Annotated in this window: 23 protein-coding genes and 1 pseudogene; all 24 read right to left on the bottom strand. The window is 60.1% G+C overall.

From position 1 onward, the window contains the following. Positions 1 to 13: 13 nt before the first annotated feature. Complete coding sequence (rplR, locus tag OKW35_RS43600; protein WP_008923336.1) at positions 14 to 379, bottom strand: 50S ribosomal protein L18; 366 nt, start codon at positions 377 to 379, stop codon at positions 14 to 16. A 12-nt stretch (positions 380 to 391) separates the two neighbouring features. After that, positions 392 to 922, bottom strand: coding sequence for a 50S ribosomal protein L6 (gene rplF / locus OKW35_RS43605; protein WP_018420154.1), 531 nt, complete (start codon positions 920 to 922; stop codon positions 392 to 394). A gap of 18 nt (positions 923 to 940) precedes the next feature. Beyond that, the gene (rpsH, locus tag OKW35_RS43610; protein WP_006052216.1) at positions 941 to 1,336 is read right to left on the bottom strand and encodes a 30S ribosomal protein S8; all 396 of its coding nucleotides are present in this window, start codon (positions 1,334 to 1,336) and stop codon (positions 941 to 943) included. 14 nt (positions 1,337 to 1,350) lie between these two features. Next, complete coding sequence (gene rpsN / locus OKW35_RS43615) at positions 1,351 to 1,656, bottom strand: 30S ribosomal protein S14 (protein WP_090802162.1); 306 nt, start codon at positions 1,654 to 1,656, stop codon at positions 1,351 to 1,353. A 7-nt stretch (positions 1,657 to 1,663) separates the two neighbouring features. Next, the gene (gene rplE / locus OKW35_RS43620; RefSeq protein ID WP_090802163.1) at positions 1,664 to 2,203 is read right to left on the bottom strand and encodes a 50S ribosomal protein L5; all 540 of its coding nucleotides are present in this window, start codon (positions 2,201 to 2,203) and stop codon (positions 1,664 to 1,666) included. A 16-nt stretch (positions 2,204 to 2,219) separates the two neighbouring features. Continuing rightward, a complete protein-coding gene (gene rplX, locus OKW35_RS43625; RefSeq protein WP_184035555.1) occupies positions 2,220 to 2,528 on the bottom strand; it encodes a 50S ribosomal protein L24 in 309 nt (102 codons plus the stop codon). A 9-nt stretch (positions 2,529 to 2,537) separates the two neighbouring features. Then, positions 2,538 to 2,906, bottom strand: coding sequence for a 50S ribosomal protein L14 (rplN, locus tag OKW35_RS43630; protein ID WP_006998478.1), 369 nt, complete (start codon positions 2,904 to 2,906; stop codon positions 2,538 to 2,540). Positions 2,907 to 3,196: 290 nt separating this feature from the next. Beyond that, positions 3,197 to 3,469, bottom strand: coding sequence for a 30S ribosomal protein S17 (rpsQ, locus tag OKW35_RS43635; protein WP_007180129.1), 273 nt, complete (start codon positions 3,467 to 3,469; stop codon positions 3,197 to 3,199). Then, positions 3,466 to 3,660 (bottom strand): 50S ribosomal protein L29, encoded by a 195-nt coding sequence (rpmC, locus tag OKW35_RS43640; protein WP_007180130.1) that lies wholly within the window; start codon positions 3,658 to 3,660, stop codon positions 3,466 to 3,468. Before rpmC ends, rpsQ begins: the two co-directional genes overlap by 4 nt. Before the next feature lie 10 nt (positions 3,661 to 3,670). Then, on the bottom strand, positions 3,671 to 4,087 hold the full coding sequence (gene rplP / locus OKW35_RS43645) for a 50S ribosomal protein L16 (RefSeq protein WP_008923342.1): 417 nt from the start codon (positions 4,085 to 4,087) through the stop codon (positions 3,671 to 3,673). 2 nt (positions 4,088 to 4,089) lie between these two features. Next, positions 4,090 to 4,896: a 30S ribosomal protein S3 gene (gene rpsC, locus OKW35_RS43650; protein ID WP_012434570.1), complete on the bottom strand. Its 807-nt coding sequence runs from the start codon at positions 4,894 to 4,896 to the stop codon at positions 4,090 to 4,092. Positions 4,897 to 4,907: 11 nt separating this feature from the next. Then, complete coding sequence (gene rplV, locus OKW35_RS43655) at positions 4,908 to 5,237, bottom strand: 50S ribosomal protein L22 (protein ID WP_004199272.1); 330 nt, start codon at positions 5,235 to 5,237, stop codon at positions 4,908 to 4,910. A 12-nt stretch (positions 5,238 to 5,249) separates the two neighbouring features. Continuing rightward, positions 5,250 to 5,525, bottom strand: a complete 276-nt coding sequence (rpsS, locus tag OKW35_RS43660) for a 30S ribosomal protein S19 (protein ID WP_006998484.1) — start codon at positions 5,523 to 5,525, stop codon at positions 5,250 to 5,252. A 10-nt stretch (positions 5,526 to 5,535) separates the two neighbouring features. After that, positions 5,536 to 6,363, bottom strand: a complete 828-nt coding sequence (gene rplB / locus OKW35_RS43665) for a 50S ribosomal protein L2 (RefSeq protein WP_184065465.1) — start codon at positions 6,361 to 6,363, stop codon at positions 5,536 to 5,538. A gap of 2 nt (positions 6,364 to 6,365) precedes the next feature. Further along, positions 6,366 to 6,680: a 50S ribosomal protein L23 gene (gene rplW / locus OKW35_RS43670; protein ID WP_008923345.1), complete on the bottom strand. Its 315-nt coding sequence runs from the start codon at positions 6,678 to 6,680 to the stop codon at positions 6,366 to 6,368. After that, positions 6,677 to 7,297 carry a 50S ribosomal protein L4 gene (gene rplD, locus OKW35_RS43675; RefSeq protein WP_090802165.1) on the bottom strand — a complete coding sequence of 207 codons (621 nt, stop codon included), beginning with the start codon at positions 7,295 to 7,297 and terminating at the stop codon, positions 6,677 to 6,679. The genes rplW and rplD overlap by 4 nt, the downstream gene beginning before the upstream one ends. After that, complete coding sequence (gene rplC / locus OKW35_RS43680; protein WP_090805499.1) at positions 7,297 to 7,956, bottom strand: 50S ribosomal protein L3; 660 nt, start codon at positions 7,954 to 7,956, stop codon at positions 7,297 to 7,299. The genes rplD and rplC overlap by 1 nt, the downstream gene beginning before the upstream one ends. A gap of 201 nt (positions 7,957 to 8,157) precedes the next feature. Next, the gene (rpsJ, locus tag OKW35_RS43685; protein ID WP_006998489.1) at positions 8,158 to 8,469 is read right to left on the bottom strand and encodes a 30S ribosomal protein S10; all 312 of its coding nucleotides are present in this window, start codon (positions 8,467 to 8,469) and stop codon (positions 8,158 to 8,160) included. 127 nt (positions 8,470 to 8,596) lie between these two features. Next, positions 8,597 to 9,787: an elongation factor Tu gene (gene tuf, locus OKW35_RS43690; protein ID WP_129958904.1), complete on the bottom strand. Its 1,191-nt coding sequence runs from the start codon at positions 9,785 to 9,787 to the stop codon at positions 8,597 to 8,599. Positions 9,788 to 9,835: 48 nt separating this feature from the next. Beyond that, positions 9,836 to 11,938, bottom strand: a complete 2,103-nt coding sequence (gene fusA / locus OKW35_RS43695; RefSeq protein WP_090802169.1) for an elongation factor G — start codon at positions 11,936 to 11,938, stop codon at positions 9,836 to 9,838. 131 nt (positions 11,939 to 12,069) lie between these two features. Then, a complete protein-coding gene (gene rpsG / locus OKW35_RS43700) occupies positions 12,070 to 12,540 on the bottom strand; it encodes a 30S ribosomal protein S7 (RefSeq protein WP_006053291.1) in 471 nt (156 codons plus the stop codon). Between the two features lie 181 nt (positions 12,541 to 12,721). After that, complete coding sequence (gene rpsL, locus OKW35_RS43705) at positions 12,722 to 13,102, bottom strand: 30S ribosomal protein S12 (RefSeq protein ID WP_006053290.1); 381 nt, start codon at positions 13,100 to 13,102, stop codon at positions 12,722 to 12,724. A gap of 218 nt (positions 13,103 to 13,320) precedes the next feature. Continuing rightward, complete coding sequence (recQ, locus tag OKW35_RS43710; protein WP_184065459.1) at positions 13,321 to 15,168, bottom strand: DNA helicase RecQ; 1,848 nt, start codon at positions 15,166 to 15,168, stop codon at positions 13,321 to 13,323. 225 nt (positions 15,169 to 15,393) lie between these two features. Next, a pseudogene (gene rpoC / locus OKW35_RS43715) lies at positions 15,394 to 19,633 on the bottom strand (DNA-directed RNA polymerase subunit beta'). Positions 19,634 to 19,638: the final 5 nt, after the last annotated feature.

Genomic DNA, 19,638 nt, shown 5'->3' on the forward strand with positions numbered 1-19,638 from the left:
ACGAATTCTTCCCTTAGAACTTGAGTCCGGCTTCGCGCGCCGCGTCAGCCAGCGCTTTCACGCGGCCGTGGTAACGGAAACCCGAACGGTCGAAGGCGACGGATTCGATGCCGGCAGCCTTAGCCTTTTCTGCAATGCGCTTGCCGATCAGGGTGGCAGCAGCAACGTTGCCGCCCTTTCCCGATTGATCGGCCAGTTGCGCACGCACTTCGGCTTCGAGCGTCGACGCGCTAGCGAGCACCTTGGTGCCGCACGGCGAGAACACTTGCGCATAGATGTGCGTGTTCGTGCGATGCACGGCGAGACGCGCGACCTGCAGCTCAGCGATCTTTATACGCGTCTGACGAGCGCGGCGCAGGCGAGATTGAGTCTTATCCATGATTGCGCACCCTTACTTCTTCTTCGTTTCTTTGAGGATCACAACCTCATCGGCGTAACGCACGCCCTTGCCCTTGTAGGGCTCCGGCGGACGGTAGCCGCGCACTTCTGCAGCGACTTGACCGACTTGTTGCTTGTTGATCCCCTTGATCACGATTTCGGTTTGCGACGGGGTTTCTGCCTTGACGCCAGCCGGCATCTGGTGCACCACCGGGTGCGAGAAACCCAGCGACAGGTTCAGCTTGTCGCCTTGCGCTTGTGCGCGGTAACCGACGCCAACCAGCGTCAGCTTGCGCTCGAAACCCTTCGTCACGCCGTGCACCATGTTCGCAACCAGCGCGCGCATCGTGCCCGACATCGCATTCGCCTCGCGGCTTTCATCGACCGGCTCGAACTTCAGCGTGCCGCTGTCGTTCACTACCTTCACGAGGCTGTTGGCAGCCTGCGAAATCGTACCCAGCGGACCCTTGACAGTAATGCTGTCGGCGCTCAGGGCCACTTCCGCGCCTTGCAGCGCGATTGGGCTCTTACCTACTCGAGACATGTTTCTCTCCTTTCGGCCTTAAGCGACATAGCAGATGACTTCGCCGCCAACGCCCGTTGCACGTGCCTTGCGGTCCGTCATCACGCCCTTCGGCGTCGACACGATTGCCACGCCCAGGCCATTCATGACCACGGGGATGTCGTTACGGCCGCGGTACACACGCAGACCAGGCTTCGAGACGCGTTCAATGCGCTCGATGACCGGACGGCCAGCGTAATACTTCAACACGATGTTCAATTCCGACTTCGCACCTTCGGACTTCACTGCGAAATCGTCGATATAACCTTCGTCCTTCAGGACCTGCGCAATCGCAACCTTGACTTTCGACGAGGGCATAGTCACCGAAACCTTCTCGACCATCTGCGCATTGCGGATGCGAGTCAGCATATCGGCGATAGGATCACTCATGCTCATTTATGTTTCTCCTATTACCAGCTCGCCTTGGTCAGGCCAGGGATCTCGCCGCGGAACGCGATTTCGCGAATCTTGTTACGCGCCAGCCCGAATTTACGGAACGTGCCGCGCGGACGACCGGTAATTGCGCAACGGTTGCGCTTACGGGTCGGGTTAGAGTTTCGCGGCAGTTGCTGCAGTTCCAGGCGTGCTGCGTAATGCTCTTCTTCCGACTTGCTCGTATCGCCAATGATTGCCTTCAATGCTGCACGCTTGGGAGCGTACTTGGCGGCGAGGCGAGCACGCTTCTTTTCACGTTCGATCAGTGCCAGTTTAGCCACGGTAACCTCAGTTTCTGAACGGGAACTTGAAGCTGGCGAGCAGAGCCTTTGCTTCGTCGTCAGTCTTCGCAGTCGTCGTGATGCTGATGTTCAGCCCACGCAGTGCGTCGATCTTGTCGTAGTCGATTTCGGGGAAAATGATCTGCTCTTTCACACCGACGTTGTAGTTGCCGCGACCATCGAACGCCTTGCCCGACACGCCACGGAAGTCGCGCACACGGGGGAGCGCAACCGTCACGAAACGGTCCAGGAATTCGTACATTGCCTGGCCACGCAGCGTGACCATTGCACCGATCGGATAGCCCTGACGGATCTTGAAGCCAGCGATTGCCTTGCGTGCCTTCGTGATCACCGGCTTCTGGCCCGCGATCTTCGTCAGATCGCCAACGGCGTTTTCGATGATCTTCTTGTCAGCAACGGCTTCGCCAAGGCCCATGTTCAGGGTGATCTTGGTGATGCGCGGCACTTCCATCACGGACTTGTAACCGAACTTCTCGATGAGGCCGGGTACAACCTTCTCTTTGTAAAACTCTTGCAAACGAGCCATTTTTTACTCCGCAGCGTCAGGCGCTCAGTACGGCACCGGTCGTCTTCAGGAAACGGACCTTCTTGCCCCCTTCGACCTTGATGCCTACACGCGATGGCTTGCCATTCGCGTCCACCAATGCGACGTTCGAAATTTGCAGCGGCATCGTCTTGGCTTCCACGCCGCCCGTCGTACCCTTCATCGGGTTCGGCTTGACGTGCTTCTTGACGAGGTTGATGCCCTCGACAGTCACGGTCTCGCCGTGAACGGCCAGCACCACGCCACGCTTGCCCTTATCTTTGCCGGTGATGACGATAACTTCGTCACTCTTGCGAATCTTGTTCATCGCGACTCCTTACAGCACTTCAGGCGCCAGCGAAACGATCTTCATGAATCGTTCGCTACGCAACTCGCGCGTGACAGGCCCAAAAATACGGGTACCGATCGGTTCGAGCTTGGTGTTGAGCAACACAGCCGCGTTGCCGTCGAACTTGATCAGCGAGCCGTCCTGACGACGCACGCCCTTGGCGGTGCGAACCACCACGGCGTTGTAGATTTCGCCTTTCTTCACGCGCCCGCGCGGCGTTGCCTCTTTGACAGTCACCTTGATGATGTCGCCAATGCTGGCATAACGACGCTTCGAGCCGCCGAGCACCTTGATGCACATGACTTCACGTGCACCCGTGTTGTCGGCCACTTCAAGCCGAGTTTCGGTCTGGATCATGGTTTATCTTTCCCAACTTAATCCGGTCACGCCACCATGGCGCTTCCCGGTCAGTCTTGGTCCCGTCAGCCGATCGGCTGCTTGGGTTAGAACAGCAGCGACGGCAAACGAAACCCGCCATCGCAATCCGGTGAATCCGTCGGTCTGGGCTGGCGCCCGAACCGCTTCCCCCACCAACTTCGCCCGCGACGGGGCTCCCACAAAGAGGGAAGACCGAAATTATATCAAATAATCTCGGTCTTGCAAGCGAAACTTACTGCGATTTCAACTACTTCTACAGCTTTGCGACATTAGATGACGCGAGCAGCCTCGACCAGGCGAGCCACAACCCAAGCCTTCGTCTTCGAAATCGGACGAGTTTCCTGGATTTCAACGAGGTCACCCTCGTTGTACGTGTTCGCGTCGTCATGCGCGTGGTACTTCTTCGACCGCACGACGTACTTGCCGTAGATCGGGTGCTTCACGCGGTGCTCGACCAGCACGGTAACCGTCTTGTCCATCTTGTTGCTGACGACCTTGCCGACCAGCGTCCGCTTGAGCGAGGTTTTTACGCTATCGTTCATTTCTGGTTCGCCTTCTCAGTCAGGACGGTCCGCACACGCGCGATGTCGCGACGGACCTTCTTCAGCTGGCTCGTGTTCGTGAGCTGCTGGGTCGCGAGTTGCATGCGCAGGCCGAATTGCGCCTTCAACAGGTCCGACAGCTCCTTGTTGAGCGCGGCCTGATCTTTCTGGTGAAGTTCGGAAGCCTTCATCATTTGCTCCTTAGGCGCCGAGCTGACGCACGATAAACGTCGTCTTCAGCGGCAGCTTCGCTGCAGCCAGACGGAACGCTTCGCGCGCCAGTTCTTCGGTTACGCCGTCCATTTCGTACAGCATCTTGCCCGGTTGAATCTCAGCGACGTAGTACTCCGGGTTACCCTTACCGTTACCCATACGCACTTCCGCCGGCTTGGTCGAGATCGGCTTGTCCGGGAAGATCCGGATCCAGATGCGGCCACCGCGCTTGATGTGACGCGTCATTGCACGACGCGCCGCTTCAATCTGGCGCGCGGTCAGACGGCCACGACCGACAGCCTTCAGGCCGAACTCACCGAACGACACCGCGTTGCCGCGGGTAGCAACGCCGGTGTTACGACCTTTCTGCTCTTTGCGATACTTTCTGCGTTTCGGTTGCAGCATCGTTATTCTCCAGTCTTCCCGTCGCCGCCGGCACCGCCAGCACGTCGGGGAGCGCCACGGCGTGCACCTGCCGGGCCACCACCTTCGCCATCACGACGCGGACGGCGATCGCCACCCGGACGTGCATTGCGGCGCGGACGCTTTTCTTCGGCGACTTCTTCGACCACCGGTGCGTCGTTGCGGCCGAGCGTGTCGCCCTTGTAGACCCACACCTTCACGCCGATGATGCCGTACGTCGTCTTTGCTTCCGACGTTGCGTAGTCGATATCCGCACGCAGCGTATGAAGCGGCACGCGACCTTCGCGATACCATTCCGTACGGGCGATTTCGATACCGTTCAGACGGCCAGCGCTCATGATCTTGATGCCTTGAGCACCCAGACGCATCGCGTTCTGCATCGCACGCTTCATCGCGCGGCGGAACATGATCCGGCGCTCGAGCTGTTGCGTGATCGAATCAGCGATCAGTTGCGCGTCCGTTTCCGGCTTGCGGATTTCTTCGATGTTGACGTGAACCGGAACGCCCATGCGCTTTTGCAGCTCGGACTTCAGCAGTTCGATGTCTTCACCCTTCTTGCCGATCACGACACCCGGACGCGAGCTGAAAATCGTGATACGCGCGTTCTTTGCAGGACGCTCGATCACAACGCGGCCGACGGACGCGTTCTTCAGCTTCTTCTTCAGGTATTCACGAACACCGATGTCTTCCTGCAACATCGCCGCGAAATTGTTGTTGTTCGCGTACCAACGTGAAGCCCAATTGCGGCTGACGGCCAAACGGAAGCCAGTCGGATGAATTTTCTGTCCCATCGTATGACCCCTTAATTCCCGACCGTCACAGTGATGTGACAGGATTGCTTCTCGATGCGGTTACCGCGGCCTTTAGCGCGCGCGGTGAAACGCTTCAGCGATGCTGCCTTGTCGACGTAGATGCTCTTGATCTTGAGCTCGTCGATATCGGCGCCTTCATTGTGCTCCGCATTCGCGATCGCCGACAGCACGACCTTTTTCACGATCCCCGCAGCCTTCTTCGGCGAGAACGTCAGAACGTTCAGCGCCTTGTCGACCGGCAAACCGCGGATCTGGTCAGCCACAAGGCGCGTTTTCTGCGCCGAGATGCGGGCACCGCGATGAATTGCTTTCACTTCCATCTTGATTGCCCCTTATTTCTTGGCCTTCTTGTCGGCCGCGTGTCCCTTGAACGTACGGGTCAGTGCGAACTCGCCAAGCTTGTGGCCGACCATGTTTTCCGTGACATACACCGGAACGTGTTGACGGCCGTTGTGAACGGCGATCGTCAGGCCGATGAAGTCCGGCAGGATCGTCGAGCGACGCGACCAGGTCTTGATCGGTTTCTTGTCACGCGATGCTGCAGCCGCCTCAACCTTCTTCAGCAAATGGGCGTCGCAGAACGGACCTTTCTTAATAGAACGTGCCATTGCCTACTCCTTAACGCTTGTGACGGCGCTGGACGATCATGCTCGTCGTGCGCTTGTTGCTGCGGGTGCGATAGCCCTTCGTCGGCGTGCCCCACGGGCTCACCGGATCGCGGCCTGCCGCAGTCTTGCCCTCGCCACCACCGTGCGGGTGGTCGACCGGGTTCATTGCAACGCCACGCACCGTCGGGCGGATACCGCGCCAGCGGTTCGCACCAGCCTTACCGATTTGACGGAGGCTATGCTCTTCGTTGCCTACTTCACCGATCGTTGCGCGGCATTCAACGTGAACGCGGCGGATTTCGCCCGAACGCAGACGAACCTGCGCGTAGATGCCTTCGCGAGCCAGCAGCATCGCCGACGTACCCGCCGAACGCGCCATTTGCGCGCCCTTGCCCGGCAGCATTTCGATGCAGTGAATCGTCGTACCGACCGGGATGTTGCGGATCGGCAGCGTGTTACCTGCGCGGATCGGCGCCTCCGAACCCGACATCAGCTGTTGACCGACGGCAATACCCTTCGGAGCGATGATGTAGCGGCGCTCGCCGTCTGCGTACAGAACCAGCGCGATGTTCGCGCTACGGTTCGGGTCGTACTCGAGACGCTCGACCTTTGCGGGAATACCATCCTTCGTGCGACGGAAGTCGACGACACGATAGTGATGCTTGTGACCACCACCCTTGTGACGCGTGGTGATGTGACCGTTGTTGTTACGGCCGGCGGTCGACGACTGCGTGTCGAGCAGCGCTGCGAACGGCTTGCCCTTGTGCAGTTCCTTGTTGACCACCTTGACCATCGCGCGGCGACCCGGCGAAGTCGGCTTAACTTTCACGATTGCCATGATTACTTGGCCTCCGCTTCAAAGTTGATTTCCTGGCCGGGCTTCAGGCAGACGTACGCCTTCTTCACGTCCTTGCGCTTGCCCATGAAGCGACCAAAGCGCTTGGCTTTGCCCTTCGCGACCAGCACGTTGACGGAATCGACTTCCACCTTGAACAGCAGCTCGACTGCAGCTTTCACTTCCTGCTTCGTGGCATCCGGCGCGACTTCGAACACAACCTGTTCGTTCTTGTCGGCCACCAGCGTCGCCTTTTCGGAGACCACCGGCGCGAGCAGGACCTGCATCAAACGATGATCGTTCTTGCGAATCTCGCTCATGACAGCAACTCCTCGATCTGGGCGACCGCAGCCTTCGTGATCAGGATCTTCTTGAAGTAGATCAGCGACAGCGGGTCGGCGTAACGCGGCTCCACAACCGCCACGTGGGCGAGGTTGCGCGACGCGAGGTACAGGTTTTCGTCAACCGTGTCGGTAATCACCAGCACGGAATCGAGACCCATCGCCTTGAATTTTTCGGCCAGCAGCTTCGTCTTCGGCGCTTCGAGCGTCAACTCATCGACCACCGAGATGCGGCCTTCGCGGGCCAGCTGCGAGAAGATCGAGCAGAGACCTGCACGATGCATCTTCTTGTTGACCTTGTGCGAAAAGTTTTCTTCCGGCGAATTCGGGAAAATACGGCCACCGCCGCGCCACAGCGGGCTCGACGACATACCGGCACGGGCGCGGCCCGTACCCTTCTGGCGCCACGGCTTCTTGGTCGTGTGTTTGACCTGCTCACGATCCTTCTGCGCGCGGTTGCCGCTACGGGCATTCGCCTGGTACGCAACCACCACCTGGTGAATCAGGGCTTCGTTGTAGTCGCGGCCGAACACGACGTCCGACGCGCTAACGCCTGCACTTTCCTGACCATTGGCATTCAGGAGCTTAAGTTCCATTATTTCGCTCCTTTCACGGCACGCGTCTTCACGGCCGGCGTAACGAATACCTTGCCACCCTTCGCACCCGGAACGGCGCCCTTGACCAGCAGCAACTTGCGGTCAGCATCGATACGAGCGATTTCGAGGTTTTGCACCGTTACCTTCTCATCACCCATGTGACCGGTCATGCGCTTACCCGGGAAAACACGACCCGGATCCTGCGCCATACCGATCGAGCCCGGCACATTGTGCGAGCGCGAGTTACCGTGTGATGCACGGCCAGACGAGAAGTTATAACGCTTGATGGTACCGGCGTAGCCTTTACCGATCGACACGCCTTGCACGTCGACCTTCTGGCCCACTTCGAACAGCTCGGGACCAACCACGGCGCCGCTCGACAGTTCGGCAGCCTTAGCGGCATCGATCTGGAATTCTTTGAGGATTTCACCGGCTTGAACACCGGCTTTGGCGAGATGACCTGCCAACGGCTTCGTCACGCGGGATGCACGGCGCGTACCGAAGGCAACCTGCACGGCCGTGTAGCCGTCGGTTTCAACAGTCTTGATCTGCGTCACGCGGTTGTCGGACACGTCCAGCACGGTGACGGGAATTGAATCCCCTTCAGCCGTGAAGATACGGGTCATACCAACCTTGCGACCTACGAGTCCAAGGCTCATCGTTTTCTCCATTCCCGACTGCGATTGGTCGGGGCTAATTTACAAAATGCCGGCACCGCTTCGGGCATGAAACCATGCTGCAGGACGCCGACTTTTTTACGCAAATGCGCGAAAAGCTCAACAGTATAGCGAGCCTTTTCGTTTTCCGCAAGCAATCAATGACTTAGCGTTGCCCGGGTGGCCGGGCAACGGCTGGAAGCCTTACTGCAGCTTGATTTCAACGTCCACGCCAGCCGGGAGATCCAGCTTCATGAGCGCGTCGACGGTCTTGTCCGTCGGGTCAACGATGTCCATCAAACGCTGGTGGGTGCGGATTTCGAGCTGGTCACGCGAGGTCTTGTTGACGTGCGGCGAACGCAGGATATCGAAGCGTTGAATGCGGGTCGGCAGGGGTACGGGACCACGAACAATCGCGCCAGTCCGCTTTGCCGTATCGACGATTTCAGCTGCCGATTGGTCGATCAGGCGATAGTCGAAAGCCTTCAGGCGAATGCGGATTTTCTGGTTCTGCATGACAAATTCCTTGAAAAGAGCGAGGCGATATTGCACCGCCGATTAGAAAAAGAACGTAGGCTCGGACGCTCGCGCAGAGCGAGTGCCCGAGCCCGGGCGCTACAGACTGCTACAGCAATCGTCGATGTTACTCGATGATCTTGGCGACGACACCAGCGCCGACCGTACGGCCACCTTCGCGAATTGCGAAGCGCAGACCTTCTTCCATCGCGATCGGGTTGATCAGTTTCACCGTGATCGACACGTTGTCGCCCGGCATCACCATTTCCTTGTCCTTCGGCAGCTCGATCGAGCCCGTCACGTCCGTCGTACGGAAGTAGAACTGCGGACGGTAGTTGTTGAAGAACGGCGTGTGACGGCCGCCTTCGTCCTTGCTCAGCACGTACACTTCAGCCGTGAAGTGCGTGTGCGGGTTGATCGAACCCGGCTTGGCCAGAACCTGGCCACGCTCCACGTCTTCACGCTTCGTGCCGCGCAGCAGGATACCAACGTTGTCGCCTGCCTGACCCTGGTCGAGCAGCTTGCGGAACATTTCCACGCCCGTGCAGGTCGTCTTGGCCGTTGCGCGGATACCGACGATCTCGATTTCCTCGCCAACCTTGATCACGCCGCGCTCGACGCGACCCGTCACTACCGTGCCGCGACCCGAGATCGAGAACACGTCTTCCACCGGCATCAGGAACGCACCGTCAACCGCGCGCTCCGGCGTCGGGATGTACGTGTCCAGCGCATCGGCCAGGTTCATGATCGCTACCTCGCCCAGCTCGCCCTTGTCGCCTTCCAGCGCCAGCTTGGCCGAACCCTTGATGATCGGCGTGTCGTCGCCCGGGAAGTCGTACTTCGACAGAAGTTCGCGAACTTCCATCTCGACGAGTTCCAGCAGCTCGGCGTCGTCCACCATGTCGCACTTGTTCAGGAACACGATGATGTACGGAACGCCAACCTGACGCGCCAGCAGGATGTGCTCACGCGTTTGCGGCATCGGGCCGTCGGCAGCCGAGCACACCAGGATTGCGCCGTCCATCTGCGCCGCGCCCGTGATCATGTTCTTCACGTAGTCTGCGTGGCCCGGGCAGTCGACGTGTGCGTAGTGGCGGTTAGCCGTTTCGTACTCGACGTGCGCGGTGTTGATGGTAATGCCACGCGCCTTTTCTTCCGGCGCCGCGTCGATCTGGTCGTACGCCTTCGCTTCGCCGCCAAACTTCTGCGTCAGGACCGTCGTGATCGCTGCCGTCAGCGTGGTCTTGCCGTGGTCAACGTGACCGATCGTGCCCACGTTCACGTGCGGCTTGGTCCGCTCGAATTTACCTTTAGCCATGTTTCTCTTCTTTCAGAAAGTTAATCGTTGAATGACTTTGCCGCGCGATTACTTCGACTTCGCGTTGATGATCGCTTCCGACACGTTACGCGGAGCTTCAGCATAGTGCTTGAACTCCATCGTGTACGTTGCACGGCCTTGCGTCAGCGAACGCAGAGACGTCGAGTAGCCGAACATTTCCGACAGCGGCACTTCGGCGCGAACGATCTTGCCGCCGCCAACCATGTCATCCATGCCCTGAACAATACCGCGACGGCCAGAGAGGTCGCCCATCACGTTGCCCATGTAGTCTTCCGGCGTTTCGACTTCGACAGCCATCATCGGTTCGAGAATGACCGGCTGTGCCTTGCGCATCGCTTCCTTGAACGCCATCGAACCGGCCATGCGGAACGCGTTTTCGTTCGAGTCGACATCGTGGTAGGAACCGAACGTCAGGTGAACCTTCACGTCCACGACCGGGAAGCCCGCCAGCACGCCGGCCTTCAGCGTTTCCTGGATACCCTTGTCGACTGCCGGGATGTATTCACGCGGAATCACACCGCCCTTGATCTCGTCCAGGAACTCGTAGCCCTTGCCTTGCTCGTTCGGCTCGAGCGTGATGACCGCGTGGCCGTACTGGCCGCGACCACCCGACTGCTTGACGAACTTGCCGTCAACGTCTTCCGCCTTGCCGCGAATCGTTTCGCGGTAAGCCACCTGCGGCTTGCCAACCGTTGCTTCGACGCCGAACTCACGCTTCATCCGGTCGACCAGAATTTCCAAGTGGAGCTCGCCCATGCCCGAAATAATGGTTTGACCCGATTCTTCGTCCGTTTGAACGCGGAACGACGGATCTTCCTGCGCCAGACGGTTCAGGGCCAGACCCATCTTTTCCTGGTCCGGCTTCGTCTTCGGCTCAACAGCCTGCGAAATCACGGGTTCCGGGAAAACCATGCGCTCGAGCACGATCGGGCTCGTCGGATCGCACAACGTGTCGCCCGTGGTCGCGTCCTTCAGGCCGACCGCAGCGGCGATGTCGCCTGCGCGCACTTCCTTGATTTCTTCGCGCTGGTTCGCGTGCATCTGCAGAATACGGCCCAGACGTTCCTTCTTGTCCTTGGTCGCGTTCAGCAGGGTGTCGCCCGAATTCACAACGCCAGAGTAGACACGGAAGAAGATCAGTTGGCCGACGAACGGGTCGGTCATGATCTTGAATGCCAGTGCCGAGAACTTTTCGTCGTCAGCAGCGCGGCGCTCACCCTTTTCACCGTTTTCCAGCTCGCCGGTAACCGGCGGGATGTCGATCGGCGACGGCAGGAAGTCGAGCACGGCGTCCAGCATGCGCTGCACACCCTTGTTCTTGAACGCGGTGCCGCACAGCATCGGCTGGATTTCGCAAGCGATCGTACGGTCGCGCAGACCCTTGATGATTTCCTCTTCGGTCAGCTCACCCGACTCGAGGTACTTGTTCATCATGTCTTCGTTCGCTTCCGCCGCGGCTTCGACCATCTTTTCACGCCATTCGTTGCATGTGTCGACGAGCTCTGCCGGGATGTCTTCGTACGAGAACTTGGTGCCTTGGGACGCGTCGTCCCAAATGATCGCCTTCATCTTCATCAGATCGACGACGCCCGTGAAGTTCTCTTCCGCGCCGATAGGCACGACGACCGGAACCGGGTTCGCCTTCAGACGCAGCTTGAGCTGGTCGTAGACCTTGAAGAAGTTCGCGCCGGTACGGTCCATCTTGTTGATGAACGCGAGACGGGGAACCTTGTACTTGTTAGCCTGACGCCACACGGTTTCCGACTGGGGCTGCACGCCGCCCACAGCGCAGTACACCATGCACGCGCCGTCGAGCACGCGCATCGAGCGCTCGACTTCAATCGTGAAGTCGACGTGACCCGGGGTGTCGATGATGTTGATGCGGTGTTCGGCGCGGTCGCCCGCCATGCCCTTCCAGAATGCCGTGGTAGCAGCGGAAGTAATCGTGATGCCGCGCTCCTGTTCCTGCTCCATCCAGTCCATGGTGGCAGCGCCGTCGTGAACTTCACCAATCTTGTGGTTCACGCCCGTGTAGAACAGAATGCGCTCGGTCGTCGTCGTTTTGCCGGCGTCGATGTGAGCGCTAATACCGATGTTACGGTAGCGCTCGATAGGAGTCTTGCGAGCCACTTTGATCCTCTATTGGGATGACGCGATGCGAGAGATGCCCATCGCGCTGTAACACAAACGGGCGAGGCGCCTTTGAAGCGCACCCGCCCGGAATTTCTTTCCGTTTTCCGCTAAACCCGGGGTGGGGAAGCTTAGAAACGGAAGTGCGAGAACGCCTTGTTGGCTTCTGCCATCCGGTGAACTTCGTCGCGCTTCTTCATCGCGCCGCCACGGCCTTCGGCCGCTTCGGAGAGCTCACCTGCCAGACGCAGGGCCATCGACTTCTCGCTGCGCTTCTTCGCGGCTTCACGCAGCCAACGCATCGCCAATGCCATACGACGCGACGGGCGCACTTCGACCGGAACCTGATAGTTCGCACCACCAACGCGGCGGCTCTTCACTTCGACCACCGGCTTGACGTTGTTGAGCGCCACCGTGAACACTTCCAGCGGGTCCTTGCCACCCTTGGTCTGGATCTGTTCGAAAGCGCCGTACACGATACGCTCGGCAACCGACTTCTTGCCGGAGAGCATCAGCACGTTCATGAATTTTGCTACATCAACGTTGCCAAACTTCGGATCCGGCAACACTTCCCGCTTGGGGACTTCGCGACGACGCGGCATGTTTCTTCCTTTACTTTTCAGTTGGAGCTGTTTACAGCCCCGCGGCCACCAACTAACCCGATTCATCCGTAAGACTAACCAGCCTGGTCGGGTGACCACTTACTCGATAGCACCGGTGATTCCGGCACCATCGCTATTACCGCCTTTGCAGGCGACCTGAAACTACGATCGACCGGCTAAATTACTTGCCAGCCTTGGCACGCTTCGCACCGTACTTCGAGCGAGCCTGCTTACGATCCTTGACGCCCTGGGTATCCAGCGAGCCGCGAACCATGTGGTAACGCACACCCGGCAAGTCCTTCACACGGCCGCCGCGAATCAGCACGACCGAGTGTTCCTGCAGGTTGTGGCCTTCGCCACCAATGTACGAAATGACTTCGAAGCCGTTCGTCAGACGAACCTTGGCGACCTTCCGGAGTGCCGAGTTCGGCTTCTTCGGCGTCGTGGTGTACACACGGGTGCACACGCCCCGACGCTGGGGGCAGTCCTGCAAAGCCGGGCTCTTGCTCTTCGTCGTTTCCGACGTGCGGCCTTTGCGAACCAGTTGATTGATGGTTGGCATTGATTATTCCTGAAATTGAACAAAATCGACGCATCGGTTTCCGGGCAAAGCGGAAACGCCCGCGCATCGAACTTCCGGCTGGCCCGCTCACGCACGAACTGAAGTTGCGCGTAGGCATTCCAAGAACCGGAACCTAACATAATATTCCGAAAATACTAAGGGAGTCAACAGGTTGCGGTGTTTCGCCCCTGTCAATCCGGCTAAACAGCCAGACGACGTCAGTCTGCCGCTACGACGTGCAGCAATTCGTAGCCGAAACGGTCCAGTTTACGCGCCCCCATGCCCGGAATCCCGCGCAGATCGTCGATTGAATTGGGGCCGAGACGGGCGATTTCCGCGAGCGTCGCGTCATGGAAAATCACATAAGCCGGCACTCCGTCGCTCTTCGCGGTTTCTGTGCGCCACATGCGTAGACGCTCCCAGCGGGCCCGCTCGCGAGGGCCCATGCCAATGGTCGGATCGGCGCGCTCGCTCGTACGACCCGACGATTGACGCGTGCGTGTCGGCTTGACGTAGCGACGCATCGTCACCTTCTGCTCGCCCTTGAGCACCGGCTTGCTCGCCTCCGTCAGCACGAGCGAACCGAAGCCCTCGTGGTCGACCGTCAAGTAACCGAACGCGACGAGTTGGCGAAAGATCGCACGCCACTCCGGCTCACCGAGCGCCGCGCCGATACCGAACGTGGTCAGCTTCTCGTGGCCGCGCTGCAGGATTTTTTCGCTGCGGTTGCCACGCAAAATATCTATCAGGTGTCCGGCTCCGAAATGAAAGCCGCTCGCACGCTGCGCGCGAAACACGCACGACAGCGCCATCTGAGCCTCGCGCGTTGCATCCCAGGTCGGCGGCGGCTCGAGGCAGTTGTCGCAGTTGCCGCACGGCTGGCTCGTTTCGCCGAAGTACGCGAGCAGGCGCACCCGCCGGCAAGTCGCCGTTTCGCACAAACCGAGCAGCGCGTCGAGCTTGCCTGTCTGGACGCGCTTGTGCGCGTCGTCTGCTTCGGATTCGTCGATCATCTTGCGCTGCTGCACGACGTCGCCGAGCCCGTAGGCCATCCACGCGTTCGACGGCAGTCCGTCGCGGCCCGCGCGGCCGGTCTCCTGGTAGTACCCTTCCACGCTCTTGGGCAAATCCAGATGCGCGACGAACCGCACGTCGGGTTTGTCGATGCCCATGCCGAACGCAATCGTCGCGCACATCACGATGCCTTCCTCGCGCTGGAACATCTCCTGATGTTTCTGGCGCACCTCGAACTCCATGCCGGCGTGGTACGGCAGCGCGCGCATGCCCTTTTCCTTCAGCCACTCCGCGGTTTCCTCGACCTTGCGGCGCGACAGGCAATAAACGACGCCCGCGTCGGTCGTACCGTCGGCTTTCGTATGCTCGGCGCGGATGAAGTCGAGCAGTTGCGTGCGCGCGTTGTCTTTTTCGGCGATGCGATAGCGGATGTTCGGCCGATCGAAACTCGACACGAACACGCGCGCGTCTTCGAGCGCGAGACGGTGGATGATTTCGTCGCGTGTGATCGCGTCGGCGGTCGCCGTCAGCGCGATGCGCGGGACATTCGGAAAGCGCTCGTGCAGCACCGACAACTGAATATATTCGGGCCGGAAATCGTGTCCCCATTGCGACACGCAGTGCGCTTCGTCGATCGCGAAAAGACCGATGCGCGTGCGTTCGAGCAGTTCCTGGAAGCGCGGCGTCATCAGCCGCTCCGGTGCGACGTAGAGCAGATCGATGTCGCCGTCGCGGAGCGCCCGCTCGGTGGCCACCGCCTCCGCGCTCGACAACGTTGAGTTCAGGTACGCGGCCCGCACGCCGACTTCGGTCAGCGCGGCCACCTGATCCTGCATCAGCGCGATCAGTGGCGACACCACGATGCCGGCGCCAAAGCCGCATTCGCGCCGCACCAGCGACGGGATCTGATAGCACAGCGATTTGCCGCCGCCCGTCGGCATCAGCACAAGGCAATCGCCACCGTCGGCGACGTGCTCGACAATTTCGCCCTGCTGCCCTCTGAACGCGGGATAACCAAAGACTTCATTGAGGATTTCGAGCGGTCGGGACATGTATTTGAGAGAGACGGCGAAAGGAACGGCACGCAGGCGGTGAGACGGATTTTACCAACCCATTCGTGCCGCGCCCGCGCTTTGCGACAACGTTAGCCATCGGGCCTAGGACTGCTCCGGCACGTCGCACCCATGCACGCGCAAAAAAGAGCAAAAAAAAACCGCTCAGTCGAAACTGAGCGGCCTTCGTGGCTCGTGAGGCAAGGCGGCTTGCGCCGCCAGCACTTACTCGCCCGAGTGTTGCTGTTCGGCAGCCGGCGTTTCCGGCGTACCGAATTCGAACGACTCTTCCGCTGCGATCTGATCGAAACGCTCGCGGTCGGCCAGTTCCTTGCTCTTGCGCGCCTTGTGGAACGCGAGACCCGTACCGGCCGGAATCAGGCGGCCGACGATCACGTTTTCCTTCAGGCCACGCAGGTCGTCGCGCTTGCCCATGATCGCCGCTTCGGTCAGCACGCGGGTCGTTTCCTGGAACGACGCCGCGGAGATGAACGAATCGGTCGACAGCGACGCCTTCGTGATACCGAGCAGCACGTTTTCGTACGTTGCCGGACGCTTGTCTTCCGCGATCATACGGTCGTTCTCGTCGAGCATGTCCGACCGCTCGACCTGTTCGCCCGGGATGAAACGCGTATCGCCGTTGTCCGAAATCTGCACGCGGCGCAGCATCTGACGCACGATCACTTCGATGTGCTTGTCGTTGATCTTCACGCCTTGCAGACGGTACACGTCCTGCACTTCGTCCACGATGTAGCGCGACAGCGCCTCGACGCCCTGCAGACGCAGGATGTCGTGCGGATCCGCCGGTCCGTCGACGATCATTTCGCCCTTGTTGACGACCTGACCATCGTGCACCAGAACCTGCTTTTCCTTCGCGATCAGGAACTCGTGCTGGTTGCCCTCGAGGTCCGTGATAACGAGACGCTGCTTGCCCTTCGTGTCCTTACCGAACGACGTCGTACCCGTGACTTCCGCCAGGATACCCGCGTCCTTCGGCGAACGTGCTTCGAACAGTTCCGCCACACGCGGCAGACCACCGGTAATGTCACGCGTCTTCTGCGATTCGGTCGGGATACGTGCGAGCACTTCGCCGACCTGCACCTGCTGACCGTCCTTCACGGTGATCAGAGCGCCGACCTGGAAGCCGATCTGCACCGAGTGCTCGGTGTTCGGGATCTTCACTTCCTCGCCGTTCGCATCGAGCAGCTTGACCTGCGGACGCACCGTCTTCGACGCCTGCGAACCACGACGCTTCACGTCGATCACGACAAGCGTGGACAGACCCGTCACGTCGTCGATCTGTTTCGCGACCGTCACGCCTTCCTCGACGTTCTCGAACTTCACCGTACCACCGTACTCGGTGATGATCGGACGCGTCATCGGATCCCACGTGGCCAGTTGCGTGCCAGCCTTGATCTGCGCACCGTCGAGCTGCAGCAGCGTGGCGCCGTACGGCACCTTGTGACGCTCGCGCTCGCGGCCGTGATCGTCGGTGATCATCGCTTCACCCGAACGCGAGATGACGATCTGCTCGCCCTTCGCATTCGTGACGTAACGCATCGTCGACGTGAAACGCACCGTACCGTTCGACTTCGCTTCGACCGACGATGCCACCGCCGCACGCGACGCCGCGCCACCGATGTGGAACGTACGCATCGTGAGCTGCGTGCCCGGTTCACCGATTGACTGCGCCGCGATCACGCCGACCGCTTCGCCGACGTTCACCATCGAGCCGCGGCCGAGGTCGCGACCGTAGCAGGCCGCGCACAGACCGTAGCGCGTTTCGCAGGTCAGCGGCGTGCGCACGCGCACTTCGTCGATGCCGAGGCGTTCGATGTCTTCGACCGCGTCTTCGTCGAGCAGTGTGCCCGCTTCGAACAGCGTTTCCTGCGATTCCGGGTTGACGATGTCAGCCACGGCCACGCGACCCAGGATACGGTCACGCAGCGCTTCGACCACTTCACCGCCTTCCACGAGCGCCTTCATCGCCACGCCGTTCGACGTACCGCAATCTTCCTCGACGACGACCAGATCCTGCGTCACGTCGACGAGACGACGCGTCAGGTAACCCGAGTTCGCGGTCTTCAGTGCCGTATCAGCCAGACCCTTACGTGCACCGTGGGTCGAGATGAAGTACTGCAACACGTTCAGACCTTCGCGGAAGTTCGCCGTAATCGGCGTCTCGATGATCGAGCCGTCCGGCTTCGCCATCAGACCGCGCATACCGGCCAGCTGACGGATCTGAACCGCGGAACCACGAGCGCCTGAGTCCGCCATCATGTAGATGGAGTTGAACGACTCCTGACGCGTCTGGTTGCCGTCGCGGTCCGTGACCGGTTCCGTCGACAGCTGCTCCATCATTGCCTTGCCGACCGCTTCCGACGTCGCCGACCAGATGTCGACCACGTTGTTGTAGCGCTCCTGCGCAGTGACGAGACCCGACATGTACTGACGGTCGTATTCCTTCACCTTCTTCGCGGCGTCGCCAACGATGGTTTCCTTCTGCGGCGGTACGAGCATGTCGTCGACGCAAATCGAAATACCAGCACGCGTTGCCAGACGGAAGCCCGACTGCATCAGTTGGTCGGCGAAAATCACCGTTTCACGCAGACCGCACTTGCGGAACGCGGTGTTGATCAGACGCGAGATTTCCTTCTTCTTCAGCGGCTTGTTCAGCACCGAGAACGGCAGACCCGGCGGCAGGATTTCCGACAGGATCGAGCGGCCAACCGTGGTCGCATACAGCGTGATCTTCGGTACGAACGCCGGCCCGCCTTCCGACTTGTCTTCGTTGTGGACCATTTCGGTGATCCGCACGTTGACGCGCGAGGCCAGTTCGACTTCCTTGTTCTCGTACGCGCGCAGCACTTCCGACACGCCCGTGAACGTCAGGCCTTCGCCCTTGCCGTTCACCGCTTCACGCGTCGCGTAGTACAGGCCGAGCACGATATCCTGCGACGGCACGATCGACGGATCGCCGTTAGCCGGGAACAGTACGTTGTTCGACGCGAGCATCAGCGTGCGCGCCTCCATCTGCGCTTCGAGCGACAGCGGCACGTGAACGGCCATCTGGTCACCGTCGAAGTCGGCGTTGAACGCCGCGCAAACGAGCGGGGTGCAGCTGGATTGCCTTACCTTCGATCAGCACCGGCTCGAAAGCCTGGATGCCGAGACGGTGCAGCGTCGGCGCACGGTTCAGCATGACCGGATGTTCGCGGATCACCTCTTCGAGGATGTCCCACACCACCGGTGTCTGGTTCTCGACCTCCTTCTTCGCGGCCTTGATGGTGGTAGCGACACCCATCACTTCGAGCTTGTTGAAGATGAACGGCTTGAACAGTTCGAGCGCCATCAGCTTCGGCAGACCGCACTGATGCAGCTTCAGCGTCGGGCCGACCACGATCACCGAACGGCCCGAGTAGTCGACACGCTTACCGAGCAGGTTCTGACGGAAGCGACCGCCCTTACCCTTGATCATGTCCGCGAGCGACTTCAGCGGACGCTTGTTCGCACCGGTCATCGCCTTGCCGCGACGGCCGTTGTCGAGCAGCGAGTCGACGGCTTCCTGCAGCATCCGCTTTTCGTTGCGGACGATGATTTCAGGCGCCTTCAGCTCGAGCAAACGCTTCAACCGGTTGTTACGGTTGATCACGCGGCGATACAGGTCGTTCAGGTCCGACGTCGCGAAACGGCCGCCGTCGAGCGGGACGAGCGGACGCAGTTCCGGCGGCAGCACCGGCAGCACTTCGAGGACCATCCAGTCCGGCTTGATGCCCGAACGCTGGAACGCCTCGAGCACTTTCAGGCGCTTCGCGTACTTCTTGATCTTCGCTTCCGAGCCGGTGTTCTTGAGCTCCGTGCGCAGCAGCTCGACCTGCTCGTCGATGTTGATCGCGCGCAGCAGTTCGCGAATACCTTCCGCGCCCATCTCGGCACGGAATTCGTCGCCGTATTCCTCGACCTTGTTGTAGTAATCCTCTTCGGTCATGATCTGCCGCGCTTTGAGCGGCGTCATGCCCGGATCGATCACCACGTATGCTTCGAAGTACAGCACGCGCTCGATGTCGCGCAGCGTCATGTCGAGCACCATGCCCAGACGCGACGGCAGCGACTTCAGGAACCAGATGTGCGCGACCGGCGAGGCCAGCTCAATGTGGCCCATTCGCTCACGACGCACCTTCGCGAGCGTCACTTCGACGCCGCACTTCTCGCAGATCACGCCGCGGTGCTTCAGGCGCTTGTACTTGCCGCAAAGGCATTCGTAGTCCTTGATCGGACCGAAAATCTTCGCGCAGAACAGACCATCGCGCTCCGGCTTGAACGTGCGGTAGTTGATGGTTTCCGGCTTCTTGACTTCACCGAACGACCACGAACGGATCTTGTCCGGCGAGGCCAGACCGATCTTGATCGCGTCGAAAACTTCAGGTTGTTGGACTTGCTTGAATAGATCGAGCAAAGCTTTCATCGCTT

The sequence above is a fragment of the Paraburkholderia sp. MM5477-R1 genome (assembly GCF_050436385.1).
Lineage (GTDB): Bacteria > Pseudomonadota > Gammaproteobacteria > Burkholderiales > Burkholderiaceae > Paraburkholderia > Paraburkholderia tuberum.